This is a genomic window from Pseudomonas sp. 9.1(2019) (assembly GCF_009910445.1).
GTDB lineage: Bacteria > Pseudomonadota > Gammaproteobacteria > Pseudomonadales > Pseudomonadaceae > Aquipseudomonas > Aquipseudomonas paraversuta.
This window is the reverse complement of the sequence record NZ_VBWF01000005.1, coordinates 264155-283145: the sequence shown is the minus strand read 5'-3', so window position 1 is coordinate 283145 and position 18991 is coordinate 264155. Positions and strand designations below refer to the sequence as shown.

Annotated in this window: 15 protein-coding genes; 10 read left to right on the top strand and 5 right to left on the bottom strand. The window is 58.1% G+C overall.

The window, feature by feature from the left end; translation table 11 throughout:
* Nucleotides 1-597 precede the first annotated feature (597 nt).
* The gene (gene mqo, locus FEZ21_RS07310) at nucleotides 598-2100 is read left to right on the top strand and encodes a malate dehydrogenase (quinone) (protein ID WP_003443760.1); all 1503 of its coding nucleotides are present in this window, start codon (nucleotides 598-600) and stop codon (nucleotides 2098-2100) included.
* 110 nt (nucleotides 2101-2210) lie between these two features.
* Here the strand turns inward: mqo and FEZ21_RS07305 are convergent, their stop codons facing one another.
* The 5 genes from FEZ21_RS07305 to FEZ21_RS07285 all read right to left on the bottom strand — a co-directional run bounded on the left by FEZ21_RS07305 (nucleotide 2211) and on the right by FEZ21_RS07285 (nucleotide 6800).
* Nucleotides 2211-2498: a PA4642 family protein gene (locus FEZ21_RS07305; RefSeq protein WP_003443763.1), complete on the bottom strand. Its 288-nt coding sequence runs from the start codon at nucleotides 2496-2498 to the stop codon at nucleotides 2211-2213.
* A 51-nt stretch (nucleotides 2499-2549) separates the two neighbouring features.
* Nucleotides 2550-3044, bottom strand: coding sequence for a hypothetical protein (locus FEZ21_RS07300; RefSeq protein WP_003443766.1), 495 nt, complete (start codon nucleotides 3042-3044; stop codon nucleotides 2550-2552).
* Between the two features lie 84 nt (nucleotides 3045-3128).
* Entirely contained in the window at nucleotides 3129-4844 is a 1716-nt protein-coding gene (locus FEZ21_RS07295) for an ABC transporter ATP-binding protein/permease (RefSeq protein WP_003443768.1), read from the bottom strand.
* Nucleotides 4845-4984: 140 nt separating this feature from the next.
* Nucleotides 4985-5545, bottom strand: a complete 561-nt coding sequence (locus tag FEZ21_RS07290; RefSeq protein ID WP_003443770.1) for a response regulator transcription factor — start codon at nucleotides 5543-5545, stop codon at nucleotides 4985-4987.
* Complete coding sequence (locus FEZ21_RS07285; protein WP_003443771.1) at nucleotides 5538-6800, bottom strand: ATP-binding protein; 1263 nt, start codon at nucleotides 6798-6800, stop codon at nucleotides 5538-5540. The genes FEZ21_RS07290 and FEZ21_RS07285 overlap by 8 nt, the downstream gene beginning before the upstream one ends.
* Before the next feature lie 312 nt (nucleotides 6801-7112).
* On the opposite strand from FEZ21_RS07285, the gene FEZ21_RS07280 reads away from it, so the two are divergent.
* The 9 genes from FEZ21_RS07280 (at nucleotide 7113) to FEZ21_RS07240 (ending at nucleotide 18942) form a co-directional block, all read left to right on the top strand.
* Nucleotides 7113-7829 (top strand): SIMPL domain-containing protein, encoded by a 717-nt coding sequence (locus FEZ21_RS07280; RefSeq protein WP_160626768.1) that lies wholly within the window; start codon nucleotides 7113-7115, stop codon nucleotides 7827-7829.
* Between the two features lie 416 nt (nucleotides 7830-8245).
* The gene (locus FEZ21_RS07275) at nucleotides 8246-9871 is read left to right on the top strand and encodes an ABC transporter substrate-binding protein (RefSeq protein ID WP_003443773.1); all 1626 of its coding nucleotides are present in this window, start codon (nucleotides 8246-8248) and stop codon (nucleotides 9869-9871) included.
* 296 nt (nucleotides 9872-10167) lie between these two features.
* Nucleotides 10168-11766, top strand: a complete 1599-nt coding sequence (locus tag FEZ21_RS07270) for an ABC transporter substrate-binding protein (protein ID WP_003443782.1) — start codon at nucleotides 10168-10170, stop codon at nucleotides 11764-11766.
* 164 nt (nucleotides 11767-11930) lie between these two features.
* Nucleotides 11931-13298, top strand: a complete 1368-nt coding sequence (locus tag FEZ21_RS07265; protein WP_160626766.1) for an OprD family porin — start codon at nucleotides 11931-11933, stop codon at nucleotides 13296-13298.
* Between the two features lie 86 nt (nucleotides 13299-13384).
* Nucleotides 13385-14980 carry an ABC transporter substrate-binding protein gene (locus tag FEZ21_RS07260; protein ID WP_010655566.1) on the top strand — a complete coding sequence of 532 codons (1596 nt, stop codon included), beginning with the start codon at nucleotides 13385-13387 and terminating at the stop codon, nucleotides 14978-14980.
* Between the two features lie 76 nt (nucleotides 14981-15056).
* Nucleotides 15057-16067, top strand: coding sequence for an ABC transporter permease subunit (locus tag FEZ21_RS07255; RefSeq protein WP_003443789.1), 1011 nt, complete (start codon nucleotides 15057-15059; stop codon nucleotides 16065-16067).
* Between the two features lie 10 nt (nucleotides 16068-16077).
* A complete protein-coding gene (locus FEZ21_RS07250; RefSeq protein ID WP_003443791.1) occupies nucleotides 16078-16989 on the top strand; it encodes an ABC transporter permease subunit in 912 nt (303 codons plus the stop codon).
* A 10-nt stretch (nucleotides 16990-16999) separates the two neighbouring features.
* Complete coding sequence (locus FEZ21_RS07245; RefSeq protein WP_003443792.1) at nucleotides 17000-17968, top strand: ABC transporter ATP-binding protein; 969 nt, start codon at nucleotides 17000-17002, stop codon at nucleotides 17966-17968.
* Nucleotides 17968-18942 (top strand): peptide ABC transporter ATP-binding protein, encoded by a 975-nt coding sequence (locus FEZ21_RS07240; protein WP_160626764.1) that lies wholly within the window; start codon nucleotides 17968-17970, stop codon nucleotides 18940-18942. Before FEZ21_RS07245 ends, FEZ21_RS07240 begins: the two co-directional genes overlap by 1 nt.
* Nucleotides 18943-18991 lie beyond the last annotated feature (49 nt).

The window sequence follows — 18991 nt, the reverse complement described above, 5'->3', positions numbered from 1 at the left end:
CACAGAGAGTCGCCCACACAGATCATGTGAAGCTGGCGAGCTTGCTGTTCACTGCGCAAACCACCGCCTTTACTCGATCTGCCAGAGCTGCCATTGGCCAGGCCACTGCTTTTTTCCCGTTATGCCGTTTGCGGCATGCCATTCACGGGTCAGGTACCAGGCTTGCGGCAGCCCTTTTTTGAGGTTCACGTCTTCAAAAGAGCGTGAAAAAAAAACGGGTTTCACAACTTCACAAGAGTGTGGCGAGCAAATGAAAAGTTTTGCGTCTGAACATGCACCATTAGCGTCTGAAACAGTCTCACCAAGCAGGACAGTCGCGGGCTACTGCGCACACGACTGAAAGCCTGTCCGCTTACGGATTTGGTTGCACAAACGGACGCTCTAGACCTTAAGTCGAATTGCCTCACGGGTACTGAAATGCGTTCATATGAACCCTGAAGGCCCTGGTCTGAGCGTGCGCTGAAGCTGCAAGAAATTGCGAATAATCGGACATGGCGATCCTGGCCATGAGTGACCCGGGGCCCTGACTCAAACATGCCCCGGGTGACCTGGCAGCTATGCCGTCAATTTGGTGCCGTAGATTTTGGAGACGCGTTAATGGCGCATAACGAAGCAGTCGACGTAGTACTGGTTGGAGCGGGCATCATGAGTGCCACCCTCGCCGTACTGCTCAAAGAGCTCGACCCCGGCCTCAAGCTGGAAGTTGTTGAGCAGATGGACTCGGGTGCCGCGGAAAGTTCCAACCCGTGGAACAACGCAGGCACCGGTCACGCTGGCCTTTGTGAATTGAACTACACGCCGCAGGCGGCAGATGGTTCGATCGATATCAAAAAGGCTGTGCATATCAATGCCCAGTTCGAGGTATCGAAGCAGTTTTGGGCCTATCTGGCGCAAAAAGGGACCTTCGGCTCCTGCAAATCCTTTATTAGCCCGGTGCCTCACCTGAGCTATGTCGAAGGCGAAAAAGGCGTGTCCTTCCTGAAAAAACGCTTTGAAGTGCTGAGCCGGCACCACGCGTTTTCAGACATGGAATACACCGAAGACAAAGGCAAAATGGCCGAATGGATGCCGTTGATGATGCAGGGCCGCCCTGCGGACCAGGCCATCTCGGCGACCCGCGTGATGCAGGGTACCGACGTCAACTTCGGGGCCCTGACCCAGCAACTGCTCAAACACCTGGGCAGCGCACCGGACACGCAGATCAAGTACAGCAAAAAGGTCACCGGCCTCAAGCGCAACGGCAGCGGCTGGACGGTGAGCATCAAGGACACCAATAGCGGCACTACCCGGCACATCGATGCCAAGTTCGTATTCCTGGGCGCTGGTGGCGCGGCATTGCCGTTGCTGCAGGCTTCAGGCATCGAAGAGAGCAAAGGCTACGGTGGCTTCCCGGTAAGTGGCCAGTGGTTGCGTTGCGATAACCCTGAAGTGGTCAAACTGCACCAGGCCAAGGTTTACAGCCAGGCGGCAGTGGGCTCGCCACCGATGTCAGTACCGCACCTGGACACCCGGGTGGTGGATGGCAAGAAATCGTTGCTGTTCGGACCCTATGCCGGCTTCACCACCAAGTTCCTCAAACACGGTTCATTCCTTGATCTGCCGATGTCGATTCGTCCGGGCAACATCGGGCCAATGCTCGCTGTGGCACGGGACAACATGGACCTGACCAAATACCTGGTCAGCGAAGTGCGTCAGTCGATGGAACAACGCCTGGACTCCCTGCGTCGCTTCTACCCGCAGGCCAAAGCCGAAGACTGGCGTCTTGAAGTGGCCGGACAACGGGTACAGATCATCAAGAAAGACCCGAAAAAAGGTGGCGTGCTGCAGTTCGGCACCGAACTGGTTGCAGCAAGGGACGGCTCGCTGGCCGCTCTGCTGGGCGCGTCTCCAGGTGCTTCGGTAACTGTCTCGATCATGCTCGACCTGATCGAACGTTGCTTCCCTCAAAAGGCTGCTGGCGAATGGGCGACCAAGCTCAAGGAAATTTTCCCGGCCCGGGAGAAGGTCCTCGAAACCGATGCTCAGCTGTACCGTGAAGTCAGCACCCGCAACTCCGAGTTGCTGGAACTGGTTGAACCGACCACCACCAGCATCGCGTAACCTCTGCGCCTGAAAAAAAGCCCGTCCCCTTTTGGGGGACGGGCTTTTTTGTTGCTTCGACAATGCTGCACCCTGGTCGCCGCCTCGTACCTCGTCAGCGGCGCGTCTGGTTAACCGCGGGCGTTGTCGATGAGCTCGATGTAATCGGCAGCGTGGCGCTGATCCTTGATGATTTCGACGAACGTCTGGCCCTGTTCATCCTTGCCATCCAGGTCATACCCGGCTTCCTTGAAGAAGGTCAGGAAACGCTCGAAATCGTCGATGCGCAGACCACGATAGGCTTTGATCAGTTTGTGCAGCGACGGCGAAGTGGCGTCCACGGGCTCGAAGTCCAGGAACAATTTGATCTGCTCATCGCCGATCTCGTCACCAATCAACTGTTTCTTATCTTTACGCATGTCCGACTCCAGCCTGCTGATACTTCACGGGGCCCGCAGTTTACCCAAGGCTCAACGCGCGCGCACGCTGCCGGTGTGCAAGTCGGCCCAAACATGGCCATTGGCGTAGGTCAAAAACTGACAGTAGACCGTGTCGTTGCGCAGCAGATCCATCACCACCCGGTATTGGGACTGCGGATAGGAAAGGCTCAAGGTCCGGGTTTTACTGTCAAACACAGGCTTTTTCAGGCTTTTGCTTTCGCCATCGAACGATATCAGCACCTGGCGCACGGTCGCCCCCTGACTCATCGGCTTGCCCTTCAATCGCACCGACAAGGGAGACGTTACGGGAATCGGCTGCTGATTGGACTGGCGCTGACTGCCCAGCACCACGGAATACGAGGTCACCAGCATCAACTGCTGTTGCTCGGGCTGTCCGGCCCGCAGCTGAAGATCATCGGCAGGCAAGAACTGCCCATGCAGGGGCGGTGTAGCGGCGGGTGCCGCCACCAGAGGCAGGCTGGCCAGCATCAGGCTCAGAGCAGCACAGCGAAGTAAAAGACTCATGTCGGGCTCCAGAACGCAGGGAGCCGCACTCTAGCATGCGGGCTGCGGGCATCGGGAGACCCTCACAGCCTCCCGCCCGCCTCCCTAGCGGGCAATCAACTGCCCGTCCTGAATCCGCACATGCCGTGGATGGAAGCGCGTCAGACTACTGCGATGCCCCACACTGACAATGCTCAGCCCCGGCAACTGATCAATCAGGGCTTGATACAGCATGGCTTCATCTTCCTCATCCATCGCCGAGGTTGACTCGTCCATATACAGCCACTGCGGGCGATACAGCAGCACACGGGCAAAGGCCAGCCGCTGTTGCTCGCCCCCGGAAAGCAGGCGCTGCCAGTGGTTGGGCTCATCCAGCTTGGGAATCAGATGCTCCAGGCGACAGGTACGCAGCACTTGCTCATAACGCTCGGACGGATAGCTGTCGCCGGTCTGTGGATAACTCAATGCGTCACGCAAAGTGCCTATGGGCAAATAAGGTTTCTGCGGCAAAAACAGCCCGCGTTCCTCTGGCAGGCGAATCGCCCCGCCGCCTTGCGGCCAGAGGCCTCCCATTGCCCGCAGCAAGGTACTTTTACCGCTGCCGGAACGACCACTGAGCATCAATCGTTCCCCCGGCGCCACTTGCAGGCTGGCCTCATGCAGCAAATGCCGGCCATCGGCCAGATCCAGGCTCAGATCATCAATCTTCAAGGCATGGCCCCGGGTCTCGAGGTCAATCGCCGGCGGACGCTGTTCGTTGTCGGTCATGGCCTGCCGGAAACTCAGCAGACGGTCGCAGGTGGCGCGCCATGCGGCCAGGGTGACGTAGGCATCGATAAACCAGCTGAAGTTCTCTTGTACGTTGCCAAAGGCCGAGTTGATTTGCATCAGCTCGCCCAGCTCGATCTTGCCGGCGAAGTAGCGCGGTGCCGCAACGATAAACGGAAAAATAATGGCGATTTGCGAGTAGCCCGCGGTGAAGAACGTCAGGCGTTTTTGCACCTTCATCTGGGTCCAGAAGTTTTTCCAGACCTTGTCGAAGCGGGTGCTGAGGCGCTCATGCTCATTGGGTTCGCCGTTGTACAGGGCAATACTTTCAGCGTTTTCACGTACCCGGACCATCGAGAAACGCAGGTCAGCTTCAAAGCGTTGCTGTTGGTTGTTCAGACCGATCAGACGTCGACCGATCAAGTGCGCCAGCCAGCTGCCGACAGCGGCATACAGCAACGCACACCAGAACATGTAACCGGGAATAGTGATGCCGAAGACTTCGATGCTGCCGGAAACGCCCCACAAAATAATCGAGAACGAAACCAGACTGACCACGGTGCGGATCAAGCCCAGACCCAGGGTCAGGGTGCTGTCGGTGAACGAGTTGAGGTCTTCACTGATACGTTGGTCAGGGTTGTCGGTATAACCGCCCTGCTCCAGCTGGTAATAATTTTTGTGGGCGAGCCAGCGTGAAAAATGCTGCTCGGTCAGCCAGCGTCGCCAGCGGATAGTCAGCATCTGGGTCAGATACAGCCGGTACACCGCGCCGACAATCCCCACCGCAGCGATGATCCCGAAGTAACCGATCAGGCTCCAGAACGCCTCGCCGTCCTTTTTCTCCAGCGCGTTATAGAAGTCCTTGTACCAGTGGTTGATCCACACCGAGATGCCCACGCTGACCAACGACAGGGCAATCACCGCGATCAACAACAGCCAGGCCTTGGCCCGCTCTTCACTGCGCCAGTAGGGTGTTATGAGGCCCCAGACCCGAGGTATGAAATCTCCACGCACAGCATCATTCACCACAGAAGCCTCAGCGTTCTGATTCATCGTTCAGCCTCGGTTGGAGTAAAGAGCACTCTGCAGGCCGGTCAGGACAACCGGCCTGTAACGCTATGACACGTTTCGATACAGATTAGGGGCTGCAGCCATTTGGTTGCAAGCCGCAACACCATGGCTACAGCTGCGGTTCAGCGTCGAACCGGACGCTTCTGCAATTTGCGCTGCAACGTGCGGCGGTGCATGCCCAGGGCGCGGGCCGTAGCGGAGATATTGCCTTCATGCTCACCCAGCACGCGCTGGATGTGTTCCCACTGCAAGCGGTCAACCGACATCGGATTGTCCGGCACCAGGGTTTCGAGGTCGGCATGCTGGGAGAGCAAGGCTGCCAGCACATCGTCAGCATCGGCCGGCTTGCACAGATAATTGCAGGCGCCGCGCTTGATCGCCTCGACAGCAGTGGCGATGCTCGAATAACCGGTGAGGATCACCACCCGCATTTCCGGGTCAAGTTCGAGCAGCTTGGGCAGCAATACCAACCCAGAGTCACCCTCCATTTTCAGATCCAGCGCAGCATAATCAGGCAGGTCCTGCTGTGCCAGGATCAGGCCTTCTTCAGCCGACCCCGCGGTGCTGACGCGAAATCCGCGGCGGCCCATGGCCCGTGCCATGACGCGGGTAAATGTGGCGTCGTCATCCACCAGCAGCAAATGTGGCAGCTCTTCGCCTTCGACCTGGATTTCTTCACTCATTTTCGTTTCCTCGGGCGACACGTGGCAGGCGCAGCTCGGTGAGCGTGCCGCCATCCTCGTGACTGTAGAGTTTTACCGAGCCGCCGGCGCGTGTCACGCTGGCTTTGCTCAAGAATAGGCCCAGGCCGAAACCTTTGCCCTTGGTGGTAAAAAAAGGTTTGCCGATTTGCTCGGCGATGGCCAACGGTACACCCGGACCGTGGTCGCGAATACTGATCGTCAAATCCACGGCATCCCAGTCCAGGCAAACCTCCAGCCCTTCAGGGCAGGCATCCGCTGCATTGTTCAATAAGTTGAGCAATGCCTGGGTCAGATCGGGGGGCGGTGCCATACGCGGAACCGGCGCGTGTCCCAGGCATTGAAAACGATAGGTCGCTTCCGGTCGCATCAAGTGCCAGCGATTCAAGGCTTCGTTCAGCCAGTCGGTAACATCCTGCTCTTCAATGGCCAGGCGGCGATTGGCTTCGGCGGCACGTACCAACTGCTGCAACGTCTCTTTGCATAATTTGACCTGGTCCTGCAGCACGCTCAGATCATCCTGCAGCTCCGGATCGAGGTGATCGCGGCGCATCTCTTTGATCAGCACGCTCATGGTCGACAAGGGCGTCCCCAACTCATGGGCCGCACCTGCCGCCTGGGTGGCGACCGCAAGCAATTGCTGGTCGCGCAAACCTTCTTCACGGCGCAGGGCGCGCAGTTCTTCCTGACGGCGCAGCTCATGGGCCATTTTCGTGGCAAAAAAAGTGATCACTGCCGCTGATAACGCAAAGCTCAGCCACATGCCGTAGATCTGCAGCTTTTCGCGGAAGAAGGCGCCCGCATCCAGCGGGTAGGACTGCATCATCAATAGGGTGTACAGCGCCAGGGCGATGCCGGAGAGCACCACGGAAAAACGCCAGGGCAGCGTCACTGCGGCAATGGTCAGGGGCACCAGATAGTACGAGACAAACGGATTGGTCGAGCCGCCCGAGAAATACAGCAATGCACTGTGAATAAACAGGTCGCACGCCAGTTGCAACGCGTACTCCAGTTCAGTCACCGGCCATGTGGTACGCAGCCGGATAGCGGTAAACGCACACAACAGCATGGAAAACCCGAGGGTCACACTCAGCTGGAACCAGGGCAGCGGCAGCAGATCGAATGCGTAGGCAATACCGACGGAACCTGCCTGCGCGGCCAGCACCAGAGTGCGGATAAGGGTAAGACGCCAGAGGTTTTGGCGTGTTTCTGACAATAACTGTACGGGGGCGAGCATGAGCTCTCCTGATGAGCGCTGCAGGCGAATCGTCGGGAGTATAACCAAGCAGGCGACCTGACAGACAGAAGTGCGGCAAACGGCCACAGTGTATTTGTCAGAAAACAGGCTAACAGCCCCTCAACCCGCAGGAGCGAGCTTGCTCGCGAGCCTGGATCCAGCAGCGAAGAACTCGCGAACAAGCTCGCTCCTGCATACGGCTGGAAGATGTATTGAAAATGTAACTGGGCGAACTGATGGCCACTCTCTACAGTCTTAAGGATCTGACGCAGCTGGCACGACTGGACTGCGTTCCCCACCCCAGGAGCCTTTATGTCTACTTTCCAGCCCACCGCTGCCCTTTTGACCCTGAGCCTCGGCGCACTTGCCAGCTTGCCAGCCCTGGCTGAAGAGGTTCATTACAATCAGGTTTCCTTGCGTGCCGAAGCCAGTCAGGAAGTGCCGCGCGACTTGATGATCGTGACCCTGTACACCGAAGCCCAGAACACCGACTCGGCCAAGCTGGCCGCAGAAATCACCACCGCGATGAACAAGGCCATTGGCGAGGCCAAGCAAGTCAAGGCCGTGACCCTGCGCCAGGGCAATCGCAGCAGCTACCCCATCTATGACAACAAGACCCAGAAGATCACCGGCTGGCGCGAGCGCGCCGAGCTACGCCTGGAGAGTACAGATTTTGCCGTACTGTCCAAGCTCACCGGCGATCTGATGCAAACCCTGAAAATGGGCAACATGCAGTTCACCGTCGCCAACGCCACCCGCAAAACCAGTGAAGACGCATTGCTCAAGGATGCCGTCAACGCATTCAAGGCCCGTGCTCAACTGGCCACCGACGCACTGGGCGGCAAGGGTTACAAGATCGTCAACCTGAACCTCAACACCAACGGTTATCCGCAACCCTACATGCGCAGCGCGATGATGATGAAAGCCGCCGCACCGGCGATGGACGCCGCACCGACTCCCGATGTCGAAGCCGGCACCAGCGAAGTCAGCATGAGCGCCGATGGCGTGATTGAAGTCCAGATGCAATAAGCCCCCGACGCAACACCAAAAGCCCTTGCCGTGCTCACGCCGCAAGGGCTTTTGCGTTTTCAGGAGCCGCACCCGGAACATACGGATGAACAATCGGATAAATCCTACATCCCCAATCAGCACTGGCTGACATCTTTTCCCGACTGAAATCCAGATAAGTAACAGCCCGCTCCATACCAGTGCAGAGCAGCACCCGAAATGTCGCATACGTGTAACTAAATGAGTCGAAAAACGCCACGCAAACGATCAAATGCGCCAGAAGTTATACATAAGCGACATTCTTGTACGATCGTTCCACGTTTTATCAGTTCGTTGGCCTACGCATATTGCATTGGGTATGGGCTGTGCATAAGTATCGCCGGGTCGACTCACAAGGTCGCCCTCAAACCAAAAATGACAAAAATCATGAGGTCACCATGTTCAAACACGCGGTCATTCCGTTTCTAGTGGGCGCCAGCCTGCTCGCCAGTGCACCTTTCGCCCAGGCGGCGACCAATCTGGTGTTTTGCTCCGAAGGCAGCCCGGCCGGTTTTGACCCGGGTCAGTACACCACTGGTACTGACTTCGATGCATCAGCAGAAACCATCTATAACCGCCTGAGCCAGTTCGAACGTGGAGGCACCAACGTTGAGCCCGGTCTGGCCACCAGCTGGGACATTTCGCCGGACAACCTGACCTACACCTTCCACCTGCGCGATGGGGTCAAGTTTCACACCACCCCTTATTTCAAGCCTACGCGCGATTTCAACGCCGATGACGTGCTCTTCACCTTCAACCGCATGCTCGATAAAGACATGCCGTTCCGTAAGGCCTACCCCACCGAATTCCCTTATTTCACCGACATGGGCATGGATAAAAACATCGCCAAGGTGGAAAAAATCGATGACAAGACCGTCAAGTTCACGCTGAACACGGTTGATGCTGCGTTTATCCAGAACATGGCGATGCACTTTGCATCCATAGGCTCTGCCGAGTACGCCGACAAACTGCTCAAGGAAGGCAAGCCTTCCGATATCAATCAAAAGCCGATCGGCACCGGGCCTTTTGTATTCAAGAGCTACCAGAAAGACTCCAACATCCGCTACACCGGCAACAAGGATTACTGGAAGCCTGAAGACGTCAAAATCGACAACCTGATCTTCGCCATCACCACTGACCCGTCAGTGCGCATCCAGAAGCTGAAAAAGAACGAATGCCAGGTCACCATTTACCCGCGCCCGGCTGACCTCGCGGCACTTAAAGCCGACAAAGACCTGCAGATGCCCGAAAAGCCTGGGTTCAACGTCGGCTATATCGCTTACAACGTCATGGACAAGATCAAGGGCAGCAACGAACCCAACCCGATGGCCCTGCTCAAGGTGCGACAGGCACTGGACATGGCGGTAAACAAACAGCAAATCATTGATTCGGTATATCAGGGGGCGGGGCAATTGGCGGTTAACGGAATGCCGCCCACCCAGTGGTCTTATGACGACACGATCAAGGACGCGCCCTACAACCCTGAGAAAGCCAAAGAGCTGCTCAAGGAAGCCGGCATCAAGGAGGGCACCGAAATCACCCTGTGGGCCATGCCGGTTCAACGCCCCTACAACCCCAACGCCAAGCTGATGGCTGAAATGCTGCAGTCGGACTGGAGCAAGATTGGCATCAAGGCCAAGATCATGACCTACGAATGGGGCGAGTACATCAAGCGTTCCAAGGGCGGTGAAAACGGTGCGATGCTGATTGGCTGGAGCGGCGACAACGGTGACCCGGACAACTGGCTCGGTACGCTGTTCGGTTGCGATGCCATTGAAGGCAACAACTTCTCCAAGTGGTGCAATCCAGAGTTCGACAAGCTGATCAAGACTGCCAAGGCCACTACCGACGTGGCTGAGCGCACCAAGCTGTACAAACAGGCGCAACACCTTCTCAAAGAGCAGGTTCCGATGACACCTATCGCCCACTCGACGGTGTATCAACCGATGCGCAGCACCGTCCAGGATTTCAAAATCAGCCCCCTTGGCCTGACGTCCTTCTACGGCGTAGGCATCAGCAAATAAAAGCACTGGCGAGTGCGGCCTGAATGGCGCACTCGCTTGCCTGCCAGGACAACGGAAATCCCCCTCATCTTGAAGCTGCTGCGTACTGACGCAGAGGCTATAGGACGTCGAGACGTTTCCTACGTGATTGTCAGGCCTGGCGCATTTACGGCTGCACGCCGACGTCCTAACGTCGAGGTACAGCAAGTTTATTGCGCAGGGTGCGGCTCTCTGGCTGATGCTACCGAACCACTGAACAGCCCAGCCCACGGCGCGCGTTCAGGGACCAAAAACAAAAAAAAAGGATTGGGAACGCCATGCGCAACCCACTGGTTTTATCTGTGCTATTGAGCGCCGGCGTACTTGCCGGCAGCCCGCTCGCGAACGCCGCCAACAGCCTGGTGTTCTGCTCCGAAGGCAGCCCGGCCGGTTTTGATACTGCGCAATACACCACCGCCACCGACAACGACGCGGCCGAACCCATTTACAACCGCCTGGCCGAATTTGAAAAAGGCGGCACTGCTGCCGGTCCGGCGCTGGCCACCCGCTGGGATATTTCCGAAGACGGCCTGACCTACACCTTCCATCTGCGCGACGGGGTCAAGTTTCACACCACCAAATGGTTCACCCCGACCCGTGATTTCAATGCCGATGACGTGCTGTTCACCTTCAACCGCATGCTCAGCGCCGACCATCCCTTCCGTAAGGCCTACCCGACCGAATTCCCGTATTTCACCGGGATGAGCCTGGACAAGAACATCGCCAGCGTCGAAAAGACCGACCCGATGACCGTGGTCATGAAACTCAACTCGGTGGACGCGGCGTTCATCCAGAACCTGGCCATGAGCTTTGCCTCGATCCTGTCGGCCGAATACGCCGACCAGTTGCTCAAGACCGGCAAGCCCAGCGACATCAACCAGAAACCTGTGGGCACCGGGCCGTACGTATTTCAGCGCTATCAAAAAGACTCGAACATTCGCTACGCGGCCAACAAGGATTACTGGAAGCCGGACCAGGTCAAACTCGACAACCTGATTTTCTCGATCAACGTCGACGCGTCTGCGCGCATGCAAAAACTGCGTAAAAACGAATGTCAGGTTTCCCTTAGCCCGCGCCCTGCGGACGTGGCAGCCCTCAAGGCCGACCCCAAGCTGCAAGTCATCGAAAAGCCGGGGTTCAACCTGGGCTACATCGCCTACAACGTGCAACACAAGCCCTTCGACCAGTTGCAAGTGCGTCAGGCGCTGGACATGGCGGTCAACAAGGACGCCATCCTCAAGGCGGTTTACCAGGGCGCCGGGCAAAAAGCGGTCAACGCCATGCCGCCAACGCAGTGGTCCTATGACGAAACCATTGTCGACGCACCTTATAACCCCGAAAAAGCCAAAGAGCTGCTGAAGGCCGCAGGCGTCAAGGAAGGCACCGAAATCACACTGTGGGCCATGCCCGTACAGCGCCCGTACAACCCGAACGCCAAACTCATGGCTGAAATGCTGCAGTCGGACTGGGGCAAGATCGGGCTCAAGGTCAAGATCGTCAGCTATGAATGGGGCGAGTACATCAAGCGCACCAAAAATGGCGAGCATGACATCAGCCTGATTGGCTGGACCGGTGACAACGGTGACCCGGACAACTGGCTCGGCACCCTGTACAGCTGCGATGCGATCGGCGGCAACAACTACTCCATGTGGTGCAACAAGGAGTACGACACCCTGGTCAAGAACGCCAAGATCGTTACCGATCGCGACCAGCGCACAGTGCTCTACAAACAGGCCCAGCAATTGATCAAGCAACAGGTGCCGATGACTCCGATAGCGCACTCGACGGTCAACCAGCCGCTCAGCGCCAAGGTGGAAGGCTTCCAGGTCAGCCCGTTTGGTCGTAACGCCTTCTCCGGCGTGAGTCTCAACGACTAACTGCTCCGATTCGCTACAACCTCGGCAGGCCACCTCCAGTGGCCCGCTGAAGTGTCGCCGATCGTGCGCAGCGCAAACGTTTGCAATGCTTCAAAACGTTCCACAACAGCCGATTCAAACAAAAAAGAACGGCAATAAAAAAAGAAAGCCAAGGAGCCTCAACCATGAAAGTCACAAGCAGCGCATTGTTAGCTTTATCCATCAGCGGCCTTGCCTCGATGGCAGTTGCTGAAGAATTCATCGCGACTGAACTTAAAACCGGCGCCAGCGCGCAAAGTGAAACCAAGGGTTTTGTTGAAGAGCAGACACTGGGCGGTACCACGCGTAACTGGTACGCCAACGAGCTCAAACGCCGTGATGACCGCTTTACCTACAACCACAATGGCACCCGGGAAACCACTCCGCGCCGGATCAACTGGGTACAGGGCACCATCATCGACTACCGGTCGGGGTTCACTGAAGGTACCGTCGGTTTCAGCACCCAGGTCGCGGCTTACAACGCCGTTGCCCTTGACCGCGACGCCAAGGACATCGCCGGACCGAACAACCGCACCCTGACCCACAGCGATGGTGATGCTGTCGGTCAATGGAGCAAGCTGGGCCTGGCCAACCTCAGCGCCCGCATCTCCAACACCACGCTGACCGTAGGCCGACAGAACTTCAGCAGCCCGACCATCGACGTGATCGGCAACCGCGCATTGCCTTCCAGCTTCCAGGGCGTGGGATTGCACAGTGAAGAGTTCAACAACCTGTCCTTCGACGCCGGCTCCTTCGATCGTGTATCGCCACGGACCGAGCAAAGCCTGAGCAAGTTCCGCAGTGAATACGGCGCCACCGGCGTAGAAACCGATCGCGCCAGTGTGGCCGGCCTTAACTACCAGCCGTTCAAAAATCTGAAAACCACGCTGTATGCCACCCACGTTGAAGATTTCTGGAACCAGTACTACTTCGGCGCCGTGCACGATATCGGTGACAGCGCCGTACTGGGCCTGAACACCAACTTCAACTACTACAAGACCCTCGACACCGGCAGCAAGGCCCTGGGCAACATCAACAACGACGCCTACAGCCTGGCCTTCGCCCTGAGCCACCAGGCTCATACCCTGTCGCTGTCATTCCAGCAAATCGTCGGTGACGAGTACTTCGACTACCTGCACGAAACCAACGGCATTTACCTGGCCAACTCCTTGCTCTCGGACTTCAACGGCCCGAACGAGAAATCGCTGCAACTGGCCTACAGCATCAACATGGCGCAGTACGGCATCCCGGGCCTGAAGTTCAACGCCTACCACGCCCGTGGCTGGGACATTGACGGTACCCGTTACAAGGGCACCGCCTATGACGTCAAGAACATGGACGGCGAAACCCACTACGAGTACAGCGTTGGCACGTCTTATGCTATCCAGAGCGGACCACTCAAGGCCACTGCGATCCGCGCGACCTATACCACGCACCGCGCCAGCAAAAACCAGTCTGACGGCAACATCAACGAGTTCCGTCTGGTAACAACCATTCCATTCAACATCCTTTAATCACCCGATTAAAAAACAAGGTTACGGCTGATCCGGGCATCAGCCGTAACCCTCTAGCTGGTTCAAGCGATTGGAGAAGGGTTGCCATGAAAAGACTTCCACTACGCACCGCTCTTGCTGTGGCACTGCTCAGTACAGCAGTCAGTGTTTCGGCGAAAAACCTGGTGGTCTGCACCGAAGCCAGCCCGGAAGGGTTTGATATCGTTCAGTACACCACTGCCGTGACGGCCGACGCCTCTGCGGAAACCGTGCTCAACCGCCTGGTCGACTTCGCCCCCGGAACCACCGATGTAGAACCGGCCCTGGCCGAACGCTGGGACATCAGCCCCGACGGACTCGAATACACCTTCTACCTGCGCCCCGGCGTGAAGTTCCACAGCACCGACTATTTCAAACCGACCCGCACCCTCAATGCCGATGATGTGCTCTGGAGCTTTCAGCGCCAGCTGGACCCGAATCACCCGTGGCACAAACTTTCCCTGGTCGGCTACCCCTACTTTGAAAGCATGGGCTTTAAAGACCTGCTCAAGAGCGTCGACAAAGTTGACGACATGACCGTCAAGATCACCCTCAACCACGCCGAGTCGCCGTTTCTGCGGGACATCGCCATGCCGTTCAACTCTATCTACTCTGCCGAGTACGCCGACCAGTTGCTCAAGGCCGGTAAAACCGCAGAGCTGAACAGCAAGCCGATCGGCACCGGGCCGTTCATTTTTGTGCGCTACAACAAGGACGCACAGGTGCGCTTCAAGGCCAACCCGGATTACTTCCGTGGCAAGCCGCCCAGCGACGTACTGATCTTCGCCGTCACCACCGACAGCAACGTGCGCCTGCAGAAACTCAAGGCCAACGAGTGCCAGATCGCGCTGTACCCCAAGCCCGACGAAGTCAAAAACATCCGCAAGGACCCGAACCTCAAGGTGGATGAACTGGCCGCACTGATGACCAGTTACATCGCCATGAACTCCAGCCACAAATACCTCAGCGATGTGCGGGTGCGCAAAGCCATAGACATGGCCTTCGACAAACAGACCTACCTCAACACCGTGCACGGTGAAGGCAATGCTCTGGTTGCCATCAACCCCTACCCGCCGACCATGCTTGGCTTCAACAAGGACATGCAAAGCCCGCCCCGGGACCTGGACAAGGCCCGGGCGCTGCTCAAGGAAGCAGGCGTTCCCGAAGGCACGGTACTCACCCTCTTCACCCGCAATGGCGGCGGCCCGACCAATCCCAACCCGATGCTCGGAGCGCAGCTGTTACAGTCCGACCTGCAGAAGATCGGGATCAAACTCGACATCCGGGTCATGGAATGGGGCGAAATGCTCAAGCGTGCAAAAAGTGGCGAACATGATCTGGTCTCCACCGGTTGGGGCGGAGATAACGGCGACCCGGACAACTTCCTGACCCCACTGCTCAGTTGCGAGGCGGCCAAAAACGGCGAAAACTACGCCCGCTGGTGCAGCAAGGACTTCGAAGCACTGATCACCAGGGCCCGCAACATCACTGAACCCGAGCAGCGCGCTGCACTCTATGAGCAGGCACAGGTGATATTCCATCAGGATCAACCCTGGATTAACGTGGTACACCCAATGCTCTTTACCGCCATGCGCAAAAACGTCGAGGGCTACATCCTTAGCCCCCTGACCAACAACAACTTCGCCACCACCCGGGTGAAGTAGAACAATAAAAACACCCGCCATTGCCCACCCGGGCTCTGGCGGACCTGCCTAACCGGCTGATGAGGTACACCACACGATGTTTAGTTTTATTGCCCGCCGAGTGGGGTTGTTGATACCCACTTTCTTCGGCATTACCTTGCTGACTTTTGCCCTGATCCGCATGATTCCGGGCGACCCGGTCGAAGTCATGATGGGTGAACGTCGGGTTGACCCTGAGATGCACGCCCAGGCCATGGAACGGCTTGGCCTGAACAAGCCGCTCTATGAGCAGTATTTCGACTACATCGGCAAGCTCGCCCACGGTGACCTGGGTGAATCACTGAGAACCCGTGAAAGCGTATGGACCGAGTTTTCAGCGCTGTTCCCGGCCACCCTTGAACTGTCGATGGCCGCGCTGTTGTTCGCCGGCATCCTCGGGCTTCTGGCAGGGGTCATTGCAGCACTCAAACGAGGCTCGCTATTTGACCACGGGGTGATGGGCATCTCCCTCGCGGGATATTCGATGCCCATCTTCTGGTGGGGCCTGATTCTGATCATGTTCTTCTCGGTAACCCTGGGCTGGACCCCGGTTTCCGGACGCATCGACCTGCTTTACGACATTGAGCCGAGAACCGGTTTCATGTTGATCGACACCCTGCTCAGCGACGAGCCAGAAGCTTTCTGGGACGCGCTGCACCACATGATTCTGCCGGCCATCGTGCTCGGCACCATTCCATTGGCCGTGATCGCCCGGATGACCCGTTCATCCATGCTCGAAGTGCTGCGCGAAGACTACATCCGCACGGCCCGCGCCAAAGGCTTGTCACCTGCCCGGGTCGTATTCGTGCACGGCCTGCGCAATGCGCTGATCCCGGTACTGACCGTCGTGGGTCTGCAAGTCGGCACCCTGCTGGCCGGCGCCGTCCTGACCGAAACCATCTTCTCCTGGCCCGGCATCGGCAAGTGGCTGATCGAAGCCATTGGTGCCCGGGACTATCCCGTGGTGCAAAACGGCATCCTGTTAATCGCCTGCCTGGTGATTCTGGTCAACTTCGTAGTGGACATCCTCTACGGCTTTGCCAACCCACGCATTCGCCACCAGCGCTGAGATTCTGACCATGAGTACATCGACCAACGCTACCGAAGTGGATCAAAGCCTGCTTTATCCCTCGCCTTACAAAGAATTCTGGCACGCCTTTTCCAGGAACAAAGGGGCCGTTGCCGGCCTGATGTTCATGTGCCTGATTGTGTTTTGCGCCCTGTTTGCCCCCTGGGTCGCACCCCATAACCCGAGTGAGCAATACCGCGACTTCCTGCTGACCCCGCCGGTGTGGCTGGAAGGCGGCCAATGGCAATTTCTGCTGGGCACCGACGAACTGGGCCGCGACTTGCTGTCACGCCTGATCGAAGGTTCGCGCCTGTCACTGCTGATCGGCTTGTCCTCGGTGGTCATTTCCCTGATCCCCGGCGTGATTCTGGGCCTGTTTGCCGGATTCTTCCCGCGCATCCTCGGCCCGGGCATCATGCGTCTGATGGACATCATGCTGGCCCTGCCGTCCTTGCTGCTGGCGGTGGCAATCGTCGCCATCCTCGGCCCTGGCCTGATCAACACCGTGATCGCAATTGCCGTGGTTTCATTGCCGTCCTATGTGCGTCTGACCCGTGCTGCGGTGATGGGCGAACTGAACCGCGACTACGTGACCGCTGCCCGCCTGGCCGGTGCCAGCTTGCCGCGCCTGATGTTCGTCACCGTACTGCCCAACTGCATGGCTCCCCTGATCGTACAGGCCACCCTGAGCTTCTCCTCGGCGATTCTCGACGCTGCGGCTCTGGGCTTCCTCGGTTTGGGCGTACAACCGCCAACCCCTGAATGGGGCACCATGCTGGCCTCGGCCCGTGACTACATCGAACGCGCCTGGTGGGTCGTCAGTCTGCCCGGTTTGACCATTTTGCTCAGCGTGCTGGCAATCAACTTGATGGGCGACGGTCTGCGCGATGCGCTGGACCCGAAACTCAAGAACGCCGCCTGAGGAGATTTCCATGTCACTTTTAGAAATCAAGAATCTCAACGTCCGCTTTGGCGACGCCAAGGCTGTGCCTGTGGTCGACGGTTTGAGCCTGTCTGTGGATAAAGGCGAAGTTCTGGCCATTGTCGGCGAATCCGGTTCCGGTAAATCCGTGACCATGATGGCGCTGATGGGCCTGATCGAGCATCCGGGTATCGTCACTGCCGACGCGCTGAATTTCGACGGCAAAAACATGCTGACCCTCAGCGCCCGTCAACGCCGGAAAATCGTCGGCAAGGACATGGCCATGGTCTTCCAGGACCCGATGACCGCGCTCAATCCCAGCTACACCGTGGGTTTCCAGATCGAAGAAGTCCTGCGCCTGCACCTGAAGATGTCGAAGAAAGAAGCACGCAAACGCGCCATCGAGCTGCTGGAAAAGGTCGAAATTCCCGGCGCGGCCAGCCGCATGGAAGCCTACCCGCATCAACTTTCGGGCGGCATGAGCCAGCGCGTAGCCATCGCCATGGCGATTGCCGGCGAACCGAAACTGCTGATCGCCGACGAACCGACCACTGCGCTGGACGTGACCATTCAAGCCCAGATCATGGACTTGCTGCTCAATCTGCAACGTGAGCAAAACATGGGCCTGGTGCTGATCACTCACGACCTGGCGGTGGTTGCCGAAACCGCGCAACGGGTGTGCGTGATGTACGCCGGCCAGGCGGTCGAAGTCGGTAGCGTGCCAGGGTTGTTTGACGTACCGGCTCACCCTTACAGCGAAGCCCTGCTGGCGGCGATCCCGGAACACAGCATGGGGGCTTCCCGTCTGGCGACCTTGCCCGGCATCGTGCCGGGGCGTTACGACCGTCCCCAGGGCTGCCTGCTGTCGCCGCGCTGCCCTTATGTACAAGACACCTGCCGCCAGCAACGTCCGGCGCTGGAGCCCAGAGCTCACAGCCAGGTACGCTGCTTCTTCCCCTTGAACCAGGAGGTGGCGTAATGACTGTCGTTCTTACCGCCCGTGACCTCACCCGTCACTACGAAGTGTCCCGCGGCATGTTCAAGGGCCACGCCCTGGTACGCGCCCTCAACGGCGTATCCTTTGAACTGGAGGCAGGCAAAACCCTCGCCGTGGTTGGCGAGTCCGGGTGCGGAAAGTCCACCCTGGCCCGCGCCCTGACCCTGATCGAAGAGCCGTCTTCAGGTTCGCTGAAAATCGCCGGCCAGGAAGTCGCCGGGGCCAACAAGGCTGAACGCAAGCAACTGCGCAAAGACGTTCAGATGGTGTTCCAGAGCCCTTACGCCTCGCTCAACCCGCGGCAAAAGGTCGGTGATCAGTTGGCCGAGCCGTTACTGATCAACACCAGCCTGAACGCCAGCGAACGCCGCGATAAAGTGCAGGCGATGATGAAGCAAGTGGGTTTGCGCCCTGAGCATTACCATCGCTACCCGCACATGTTCTCGGGTGGCCAGCGCCAGCGGATCGCCCTGGCGCGCGCCATGATGCTGCAACCCAAGGTGCTGGTGGCCGACGAACCGACCTCCGCCCTCGACGTATCAATTCAGGCGCAGGTGCTCAACCTGTTCATGGATTTGCAGCAGGAGTTCAACACCGCCTACGTGTTCATCTCCCACAACCTGGCGGTGGTCAGGCATGTCGCCGATCAGGTCCTGGTGATGTACCTCGGCCGCCCGGTAGAAATGGGGCCTAAGGAGGAGATCTACACCCGCCCGTTGCACCCCTATACCCAGGCGCTGCTGTCGGCCACACCGACCATCCACCCGGACCCGAACAAGCCGAAAATCAAAATCGTCGGCGAGTTGCCCAACCCGTTGAACCCGCCGTCGGGCTGCGCCTTCCACAAGCGCTGCCCCTATGCGACCGAGCTGTGCAGTACAGAGGAACCAGCCCTGCGCCTGCTGGACAACCGCCAGGTTGCCTGCCATCACGCGGAGCAGTTCTTGAGCGTATAACACCGACAAACAACCTGTGGGAGCCGGGCACCCTTATCGCTGGCAAGCC

What these genes read in the sequence shown, in the direction of transcription:
- mqo (WP_003443760.1), top strand. Translation starts at nt 598, where the DNA reads ATGGCGCATAACGAAGCAGTCGACGTAGTACTGGTTGGAGCGGGCATC.
- FEZ21_RS07305 (WP_003443763.1), bottom strand. Translation starts at nt 2,498, where the DNA reads ATGCGTAAAGATAAGAAACAGTTGATTGGTGACGAGATCGGCGATGAG.
- FEZ21_RS07300 (WP_003443766.1), bottom strand. Translation starts at nt 3,044, where the DNA reads ATGAGTCTTTTACTTCGCTGTGCTGCTCTGAGCCTGATGCTGGCCAGC.
- FEZ21_RS07295 (WP_003443768.1), bottom strand. Translation starts at nt 4,844, where the DNA reads ATGAATCAGAACGCTGAGGCTTCTGTGGTGAATGATGCTGTGCGTGGA.
- FEZ21_RS07290 (WP_003443770.1), bottom strand. Translation starts at nt 5,545, where the DNA reads ATGAGTGAAGAAATCCAGGTCGAAGGCGAAGAGCTGCCACATTTGCTG.
- FEZ21_RS07285 (WP_003443771.1), bottom strand. Translation starts at nt 6,800, where the DNA reads ATGCTCGCCCCCGTACAGTTATTGTCAGAAACACGCCAAAACCTCTGG.
- FEZ21_RS07280 (WP_160626768.1), top strand. Translation starts at nt 7,113, where the DNA reads ATGTCTACTTTCCAGCCCACCGCTGCCCTTTTGACCCTGAGCCTCGGC.
- FEZ21_RS07275 (WP_003443773.1), top strand. Translation starts at nt 8,246, where the DNA reads ATGTTCAAACACGCGGTCATTCCGTTTCTAGTGGGCGCCAGCCTGCTC.
- FEZ21_RS07270 (WP_003443782.1), top strand. Translation starts at nt 10,168, where the DNA reads ATGCGCAACCCACTGGTTTTATCTGTGCTATTGAGCGCCGGCGTACTT.
- FEZ21_RS07265 (WP_160626766.1), top strand. Translation starts at nt 11,931, where the DNA reads ATGAAAGTCACAAGCAGCGCATTGTTAGCTTTATCCATCAGCGGCCTT.
- FEZ21_RS07260 (WP_010655566.1), top strand. Translation starts at nt 13,385, where the DNA reads ATGAAAAGACTTCCACTACGCACCGCTCTTGCTGTGGCACTGCTCAGT.
- FEZ21_RS07255 (WP_003443789.1), top strand. Translation starts at nt 15,057, where the DNA reads ATGTTTAGTTTTATTGCCCGCCGAGTGGGGTTGTTGATACCCACTTTC.
- FEZ21_RS07250 (WP_003443791.1), top strand. Translation starts at nt 16,078, where the DNA reads ATGAGTACATCGACCAACGCTACCGAAGTGGATCAAAGCCTGCTTTAT.
- FEZ21_RS07245 (WP_003443792.1), top strand. Translation starts at nt 17,000, where the DNA reads ATGTCACTTTTAGAAATCAAGAATCTCAACGTCCGCTTTGGCGACGCC.
- FEZ21_RS07240 (WP_160626764.1), top strand. Translation starts at nt 17,968, where the DNA reads ATGACTGTCGTTCTTACCGCCCGTGACCTCACCCGTCACTACGAAGTG.